This window comes from Pseudomonas helleri, from assembly GCF_009600315.1.
GTDB lineage: Bacteria > Pseudomonadota > Gammaproteobacteria > Pseudomonadales > Pseudomonadaceae > Aquipseudomonas > Aquipseudomonas helleri_A.
In genome coordinates this window covers 43,286-50,977 of the sequence record NZ_WIWC01000038.1, presented here as the reverse complement: position 1 = coordinate 50,977, position 7,692 = coordinate 43,286, and the positions used below count along the sequence as shown (strand labels likewise).

The 7,692-nt window shown below is 57.3% G+C and carries 7 protein-coding genes and 1 pseudogene; 4 read left to right on the top strand and 4 right to left on the bottom strand.

Features of this window, described 5'->3' with window-relative positions:
• Nucleotides 1-104 (bottom strand): annotated as a pseudogene (locus tag GHN86_RS18670) (electron transfer flavoprotein subunit beta/FixA family protein); the annotation flags it as partial.
• A gap of 349 nt (nt 105-453) precedes the next feature.
• Here GHN86_RS18670 and GHN86_RS18665 point away from each other — a divergent pair.
• The 4 genes from GHN86_RS18665 to GHN86_RS18650 all read left to right on the top strand — a co-directional run bounded on the left by GHN86_RS18665 (nt 454) and on the right by GHN86_RS18650 (nt 4,128).
• Nucleotides 454-1,128 (top strand): histidine phosphatase family protein, encoded by a 675-nt coding sequence (locus tag GHN86_RS18665; RefSeq protein WP_153380661.1) that lies wholly within the window; start codon nt 454-456, stop codon nt 1,126-1,128.
• Nucleotides 1,129-1,291: 163 nt separating this feature from the next.
• The gene (locus GHN86_RS18660) at nt 1,292-1,513 is read left to right on the top strand and encodes a YgdI/YgdR family lipoprotein (protein ID WP_153380659.1); all 222 of its coding nucleotides are present in this window, start codon (nt 1,292-1,294) and stop codon (nt 1,511-1,513) included.
• Between the two features lie 281 nt (nt 1,514-1,794).
• Nucleotides 1,795-2,523 carry a carbonic anhydrase gene (locus tag GHN86_RS18655; protein WP_153380673.1) on the top strand — a complete coding sequence of 243 codons (729 nt, stop codon included), beginning with the start codon at nt 1,795-1,797 and terminating at the stop codon, nt 2,521-2,523.
• Nucleotides 2,524-2,607: 84 nt separating this feature from the next.
• Nucleotides 2,608-4,128, top strand: coding sequence for a SulP family inorganic anion transporter (locus GHN86_RS18650; RefSeq protein WP_153380657.1), 1,521 nt, complete (start codon nt 2,608-2,610; stop codon nt 4,126-4,128).
• Nucleotides 4,129-4,383: 255 nt separating this feature from the next.
• Here the strand turns inward: GHN86_RS18650 and GHN86_RS18645 are convergent, their stop codons facing one another.
• The 3 genes from GHN86_RS18645 to GHN86_RS18635 form a co-directional block, all read right to left on the bottom strand.
• Complete coding sequence (locus GHN86_RS18645) at nt 4,384-5,412, bottom strand: AraC family transcriptional regulator (RefSeq protein WP_153380655.1); 1,029 nt, start codon at nt 5,410-5,412, stop codon at nt 4,384-4,386.
• A 91-nt stretch (nt 5,413-5,503) separates the two neighbouring features.
• The gene (locus tag GHN86_RS18640) at nt 5,504-6,541 is read right to left on the bottom strand and encodes a Rieske 2Fe-2S domain-containing protein (RefSeq protein WP_153380653.1); all 1,038 of its coding nucleotides are present in this window, start codon (nt 6,539-6,541) and stop codon (nt 5,504-5,506) included.
• Between the two features lie 309 nt (nt 6,542-6,850).
• On the bottom strand, nt 6,851-7,684 hold the full coding sequence (locus GHN86_RS18635; protein ID WP_153380651.1) for an SDR family NAD(P)-dependent oxidoreductase: 834 nt from the start codon (nt 7,682-7,684) through the stop codon (nt 6,851-6,853).
• Nucleotides 7,685-7,692: the final 8 nt, after the last annotated feature.

The following is a 7,692-nucleotide window of genomic DNA, read 5'->3' as shown; positions in this document are numbered from 1 at the left end:
ATCGACATCTTGACGTTGGCGAGGTCAACGCCGGAGTTGTCCGCTTTGACGCGCACTTTAACGTTGTAATCGACCACGCGCTTGATACAGGCCAGCACCTTCATTGCTTCTCCCCCGATAGATCCCGTGAGTACAGACACGGCACCATAACGCTGGCCTCTGCCCTGCGTATCGACCATTCGGATTAGGTGGCACGGCCTTCGGTGGCGATATGATCCAAACCACTGAATGATTCAGTCACACAAAAACAGCTGTAATTACCTCATCGCGTAGGCCAAATCGTCATTTGACGTAAGTAGAATCGAACCAATAGTGGAATAGGCGTCTAATAAACACTTCATTAAAAGGAAGGAAAGCAACAGGACTTGCGTTAACGACAGGGATCAACACACGACGCAACCCGCTCGATGTGCCAGGCCGGTCGGCCTTAATAGCAGTAGACAGAAGACCCTCATGAACCTGTCCGTCTGGATCAAACCTCGACTCAAACCGTATGCACTGGCGCTTAGCTCGCTGTTTCTGATCACAGGTGCAACCACCCTCGCGGTACATGCCGATAAAGTCTTTGCCCATCCAGTGGACGGTGTGCAGACGCTGGTATTTATGCGTCACGCTGAAAAACCGTCCGATGGCCTTGGGCAACTCAACTGCCAGGGTTTAAACCGGGCCATCGACCTGGCCACTTTGCTGCCACAACGTTACGGCAGCGCTGACTATGTCTTTGCCGCCAATCCCTCACGGGAAGTCGAAGAAGGCGCAGCGGATGATGCCTACAGTTATGTACGCCCACTGATGACCATCAACCCCAGCGCCATAAAATTGGGCTTACCCATCAATCTGCAATACTCCGCCAACGACACCCGCGCCCTCGCCAACGAATTGACTGACGACAAGTATCACAACTCGACCATCTACACCGCCTGGTCCCACGGCTACTTGCCCGAACTGATCAACAGCGTTGCTGGCAAGGCGTTGGGCAAGAAGACCACATTGACCGAAGATTGGTCTGGCGATGACTTTGACTCACTGTACGTGCTGACCCTGACCTGGAAAGACGGCAAGGCCACGCTGGTCAGTCGCCTTGATAAGCAAGGCCTTGATCATGGCACGCAGGTTTGCCCAACCTGAACAGCTCACTAACAGTTTTGAATTCATACGTGAAAACGACCACAATCTGACGCACTCTTAGGAAAAATCGCTGTCATACCCGGCAATTACTGTTTCAAACAGTGGTTGAAGCGATTCTGGCTCGATCTCCCCCTAATTATTTGCGAACGACTCAAGGACTGGCATGAAGCTCAACGTTATTGGTTTGCCGTGGGTCATGGTGGCGGCATTGGCATTGGCGGGCTGCGCCACCCCCACCGTGGTGACCCTGCAAAATGGCACGCAATACCTGACTAAAGATCTGCCCAAAACGACCAACAAGGATGGTTTTTACGAGTTTGTAGACATTGCCGGCAAACACATCAAGGTCAAGGCCGATGATGTAGCCACCGTCAAATCCGAATAGGGCAACGCCTCGGCGGGTTCGTTTACGTGGTTTTCCCGGCTCGGATAAGGCTTGCAAGATTGCTTTGTGCCATCATCAAACCCCCGTTCCAGAGCGGTTAATTAAGGTTTAGTTAAGTTTGGCCCGCTACTGTGGCCTTGAGTCACCCCTGACTCGAACTTACTAGGGTCTGTACGAAATGTTTTCGAGCGAAGGTTAGGCGAGCCTGTTTTCAACGCCGTATAACCGAGCGCAGATACAATTTGTACAGAGCCAAACCTGACTCCGCGAGAGGATGCATGATGGATCATAAAGTCACACAGCTGTCGGCTGCAGCACCTGCCCATCCCGCAACGGAGCATGTCGACGCAGCGCTGCAGCAGATCGTAGAAGGATTTCTGCATTTTCATCACGAGGTCTTTCCCCAACAGAAAGACCTGTTCAAAAAGCTGGCGACGGCACAACGACCACGGGCCATGTTCATTGCCTGTGCCGACTCCCGAATCGTTCCCGAACTGATCACCCAAAGCGCCCCCGGCGATTTGTTCGTCACCCGTAATGTTGGCAATGTGGTGCCGCCCTATGGCGAGATGAACGGCGGCGTCTCCACGGCCATTGAATACGCCAATCTGGCGCTGGGTGTTCAGCACATCATCGTCTGCGGGCACTCTGACTGTGGCGCCATGCGCGCCGTGCTCAATCCACAAAGCCTGAGCAAAATGCCCACCGTCAAAGCCTGGCTGCGCCATGCCGAAGTCGCCAACAGCATGCTGCAAGACCACTGCAACTGCACCACTGAAGCGGACAGCATGCACGTCCTGACCGAAGAGAATGTGATCGCGCAGTTACAGCACCTGCGAACTCACCCCTCAGTGGCGTCGCGCATCGCCAACGGCCAGTTGTTTATCCACGGCTGGGTCTACAACATCGAGACCAGCCAGATCAAAGCCTACGACGCAGAACTGGGGCATTTCCTGCCCTTGGACAATGCACAGGCAATCCCTTGCGCGACCCCTAAGGCGCGCTTCTAAACCATCACCCACGGGTTAAGGCAGTGGCCGCTATTCAAGCCGCCAGGTTTCGCTGCGCCTCAACAATCCTTAGGGAGAATCATCATGCGTGCTGCCCAATTAAAAGCGGTACTGCCACGGGAGCTGTTGGCCTCTGTGGTTGTGTTTCTGGTCGCCCTGCCCTTGTGCATGGGCATTGCAATCGCCTCCGGGATGCCACCGGCCAAAGGCTTGATCACCGGCATCATCGGCGGTCTGGTGGTGGGCTGGCTGGCCGGTTCGCCCCTGCAAGTCAGTGGCCCGGCAGCCGGTCTGGCTGTGCTGGTGTTCGAGTTGGTGCGCCAGCATGGCATCGCCATGCTCGGACCGATTCTGCTATTGGCCGGTTTTTTACAACTGGTGGCCGGGCGACTTCGTCTGGGCTGCTGGTTTCGTGTAACCGCCCCGGCCGTGGTCTACGGGATGCTCGCGGGTATTGGTGTGTTGATCGTGTTATCGCAAGTCCATGTGATGCTCGACGGTGTGCCCAAACCGTCAGGGCTGGACAACCTCTCGGGCTTTCCGGCAGCCGTCGCTCAAGCCATTCCAAGCCTTGGCTGGCAAGCTGGCCTGCTGGGCCTGGGCACCATGCTGGTGATGTGGACATGGGATAAGTGGCGCCCGCAAAAACTGCGTTTCGTGCCCGGCGCCTTGCTCGGCGTGGGCTTGACCACCGGGGTCAGCCTGCTGCTGGCCTTGCAGGTTAAACGCGTTGAAGTCCCGAACAATCTGGCCGAAGCGATTGACTGGTTGCGCCCTGCCGATCTGTTGAACCTGGCCGATCCCAACCTGCTTATCGCAGCCTTTGCGGTCGCCTTTATCGCCAGTGCTGAAACCCTGTTATCGGCGGCTGCGGTAGATCGCATGCACAACGGTCAACGTTCCGATTTCGACAAGGAACTGACCGCCCAAGGCGTGGGCAACATGCTCTGTGGCATTGTCGGTGCGCTGCCGATGACCGGGGTCATTGTGCGCAGCTCAGCCAATGTTCAGGCCGGTGCAACTACGCGTTTTTCCGCTATTTTTCATGGGGTGTGGCTGCTGGCCTTTGTGTTGCTGCTGTCCAGTGTGCTGCAAAGCATTCCCATTGCGAGTCTGGCGGGCGTGTTGGTCTATACCGGTTTCAAGTTGGTCGATCTGAAGGCCTTTCGCGGTTTGGCACGCTATGGTCGCATGCCGATGTTTACCTACGCGGCCACCGCGCTGGCAATCATCTTCACCGACCTGTTGACTGGGGTACTGGTGGGGTTCGGCCTCACGCTGGCAAAACTGGCGTGGAAGGCATCGAGGCTCAAAATCAGTCTGGTTGATTTGCCGCAGGCAAACGAAATGGAATTACGTTTGAACGGTGCTGCGACCTTTCTCAAAGTACCCGCCTTGACTCAGATACTGGCCCAGGTGCCTGCTGGAAACACCCTGCATGTGCCGCTCAACTACCTGAGCTACATCGACCACGCCTGCCTTGAGCTGTTTGAAGAATGGGGCCGGGCCAATGCGGCCAAAGGGTCTAAATTGATGATCGAACCTCGGGGACTTAAACGCCGGCTGGAGGGACGGCTGCGAACCACGCGCAGCATGGCCACTTAAGGTAGCAGCTGCCGAAGGCTGCGTTCGGCGGCGCAGCCGTCGTAAATCCGGAATGTGCGGTGTGACAGGTCTACGACTGCTCCGCAGCCGGACGCAGCCTTCGTTCCTCGTCAGCTGCTACAGGAATATCTGCAACCGCCGACGAGCAGCGCGAAGCGATCGTAAACCGGGCACTGACGTTTTATCTGCTGTACCGGATTGAATGGCTTTGCGACGGCTGCGCCGCCGATCGCAGTCTTCGTTCCTCGACAGCGACTACAGGTTTGCGGTGCGCGGGTTAGCCAAAATCAAACTGCGGTAATGCCCCGGATTAGACCCGCTCCATTTGCGGAAGGCCTTGTAAAACGAACTGGTGTCAGCAAAACCCAAACGCTGGGCAATGTCGGCAAAGCTCAATTGCGGCTCGCTCAGCCACTGGATCGCCAGTTCCTTGCGCACGCCGTCTTTAAGCCCTTGGTAAGTCTGCCCCTCGTCGGCCAAGCGCCGACGCAGGGTGGACGCTGACATGTGAAGCCCTTGTGCCACACCCTCTGTTTCCGGCCACTGCTGAGCAGGCAACACCCGCAGATCCTGTTTGATCTGGCTGGCCAAACTGAGCGGGTCACGGTATTTGACCAGAATGTTGGCGGGCGCCTCTGCCAGAAAGCATTGCAGCTCCTGTGCGCTGCGTTTGAGGGGCGCATCCAGACAGTCAGCCGCGATAATCATGCGCGTGCGCGGACGATCAAAACGCAGGTTTTCGGAAAACATCACGCGGTAATCATCGCCGTATTCGGGGGCCGCACAGCGCAATTCGATGGCCAGAATCGGAATTCGTCGCCCGGCCAACCAGCAGGCCACGCCATGCACGATCATCCAGTAGGTAAAGTAGGTGAACGCCCGATTCGGCTCTGTCTCTGGCTCGTGCAAGACGATTTCTGCCAAGCTTTGCTGGCGAACCAAACGAGCGGGCAGACGTTCCAGCATCAACGACAAAAAACCCAGCATCAGGTCCAGCCCCTGCGCCAGGGTAGGCTGCGCCATGGCCGCGCGACACATGAATTCAAGGCTGCCGGCCCGCAGCTTACGCGGGTCCATGGCAAAAAATTCATCGTCCAGACGCCGCGCCAGCAGTCGCCACAGCCGTGCATAAACCGTGGCCGGCACACGGGCATCCGACAGGTTCAAACGCGCCGGGTCGATGCCGACCTTGAGCAACACCTCGTCGCGGATACTCGCTGACGCACAACTGTGCAACAGCGCTTCGCGCACCAAGTGCATGGAGATGGTGTCTTTGTTCAACATTGGCCTTGATCCAAGCCCGATGACCGGCAGATGCCGCTCATCTTAAAAGGCTCGGATCAAAAAGCCAGCACCGCTGCGCAACTTGGCTCAATCAGCGATTATCCACCGTGGTGATTTCACGGCGCTCGGCCATGCTTGCCGGTACGCTGGCTTCATCGGTGAAGAACTGCTGATACCACTCGCGCAGTTGATAAACCGGGCCATCACCTTCGGCCAGCACCGGGTTGTTGATGCGAATCTTGTGGGTCCAGATGTCCACATCCTGATAGAACGAGTCACGGTTGCGCTGCACGTAGTCGATGGCCAGTGCTTCGTTTTGCTCATCGGTCCAGCCCGGTACTTTTTTCACCATGCAGCCGAAACGCAGTTCAAAACTGTTGGGCCCGATCGGTATGTGGCAGTTGAGCAGGATCGACTTGATTTCCATCCCGTCGAACATGGCACTCATGCGCGTGAAGTGCGTGGCCGGGCCAAAATACGCCGACTCTGCAACCAGATCACCGCCCAGACGCTCGGAGTCACCATGAAAAATCTGATGGGCGATGTGCCCTTCAAAAATATTGTGGAAGTACTTGGTCGGGGTGCCGTGAACCGGGCCGAAATGCTGGGCATCCACCAGGTTGTCGACCAGCTCGCGAGGGTTGGTGTTGATGATCAGCTTGTCCATGTGCCAGGAGTGCAGCCACTCGTCGCTGTCAATTTCCGGCAGGTGCGGGATCACCACGTCATCCGCGGGCGGCTTGCCTTCAGGGTTGTTCCAGACAAACAGCAGCTTATTCACTTCGCAGGTTTGCCAGGCACGGGTTTTGGCTTTGGGCGGAATGCGCTTGCAGTACGGAATTTCAACGCATTTGCCACTGGCGTCGTACTGCCAGTGGTGGAACGCGCACACCACACGGTCGTTTTCAATCGTGCCTTGGGACAGGTCAGCGCCCATGTGCGGGCAGTGGGCGTCGAGCACACTGATTTCGCCCTTGGAGGTGGCGAATGCGAGTAGACGGGTGCCGAACACATTCAGGGTATGCAGCTTGCCATCACGGTACTCATCCGCATCCCCCAGACAATGCCAACCGCGGCCAAAGCGCGGAGCCAAGGCATTCTCGACGTGGATTTCAGCGAGTTTAGTCATTTTTATTATTCCTCAGGTTAAAGGGCCAGGGCGCCTGCCTGAGTGATCTTCTCCGAGGAGGCAAGTGAGCTCATCGTTCACTTGGACTAGATATACGCGCGACCGGAACGTCTTCGTAGCAGCTGACGAGTAATGCGAGGCTGCGTTCGACGATGCAATCGTCGCAAGTGCCGGGCGTGCGATGGATCTGAAATGCCACACCCAGCAAAAGCGATATGCCTGATGCACTGAAGTGAATGGATGGGCGACGGCTTTGCCGCCGAACGCAGCCTCGCATTACTCGTCAGCTGCTACGGTCAACAGGCTGCTTCACCGCCAATCAGCCACGATCCCGTGCTCGCGGGCAAAGGGCTGGCAGTGAATGGTTTTACGCTGATGATCCACCGCAGCCTCATCGGTAGCCAACCACAGCATGACCGCCGCAGGGACTTCAGGCGGCGCCGAGCCTGCACGCAAGGCAATCACCCCTTTGTCGCCAATAGTGGCGCGCAAGGCATCGGTGGTCACTACACCCGGATTGAGGGTGTAGGCGCGAATGCCCTGATCGCCCAGCTCCACTGACAAAATACCCGACAACCTCGACACCGCCGCTTTGCCTGCGCCATAGGCATACCCCCAACCGCCCTTGCCTGCCGCCACCGGCGGATCCGTTTCACCCGCCCCCGAGGTGACATTGATGACCACGCCGCCGCCCTGCTCCAGCATCTTGCCGACTACAGCGCGGGTCAGCAGAAACGGCGTCATGACATAGCCTTGAAACACCCGTTCCAGCGTCTCGGGCTGCAACTGCATAAAGGGCAGATTCAGGTCACTGCCCTGATAGATCGCGTTATTGACCAACACATCGACCCGGCCATATTCGGCAAACACCGCTTCACTGGCCGCCAGCACCGAGTCACTGTCCAGCAAGTCCATGGGCACCACCAACGCTTTGCGACCCAGTTCGCGGACCGCCGCTGCAGTGCCGTTCAAGCTGCCGGGCAGCGCAGTGCCGTCCGGGTTGCGCAGGCCGTGAGCATGGCTTTGGCCCTCTTCCAGACTGCGTGCGCTAATGGCCACATCAAACCCTGCACGGGCAAAAGCCAGCGCGGTTTCGCGACCAATACCCCGGCTGGCGCCGGTAATAAATGCCACTTTTCTCATGGGTTGTC

Excerpts from the sequence above, each read along its gene's own strand:
- GHN86_RS18660 (WP_153380659.1), top strand. The coding sequence starts at position 1,292 with ATGAAGCTCAACGTTATTGGTTTGCCGTGGGTCATGGTGGCGGCATTG.
- GHN86_RS18645 (WP_153380655.1), bottom strand. The coding sequence starts at position 5,412 with ATGTTGAACAAAGACACCATCTCCATGCACTTGGTGCGCGAAGCGCTG.
- GHN86_RS18655 (WP_153380673.1), top strand. The coding sequence starts at position 1,795 with ATGGATCATAAAGTCACACAGCTGTCGGCTGCAGCACCTGCCCATCCC.
- GHN86_RS18640 (WP_153380653.1), bottom strand. The coding sequence starts at position 6,541 with ATGACTAAACTCGCTGAAATCCACGTCGAGAATGCCTTGGCTCCGCGC.
- GHN86_RS18650 (WP_153380657.1), top strand. The coding sequence starts at position 2,608 with ATGCGTGCTGCCCAATTAAAAGCGGTACTGCCACGGGAGCTGTTGGCC.
- GHN86_RS18635 (WP_153380651.1), bottom strand. The coding sequence starts at position 7,684 with ATGAGAAAAGTGGCATTTATTACCGGCGCCAGCCGGGGTATTGGTCGC.
- GHN86_RS18665 (WP_153380661.1), top strand. The coding sequence starts at position 454 with ATGAACCTGTCCGTCTGGATCAAACCTCGACTCAAACCGTATGCACTG.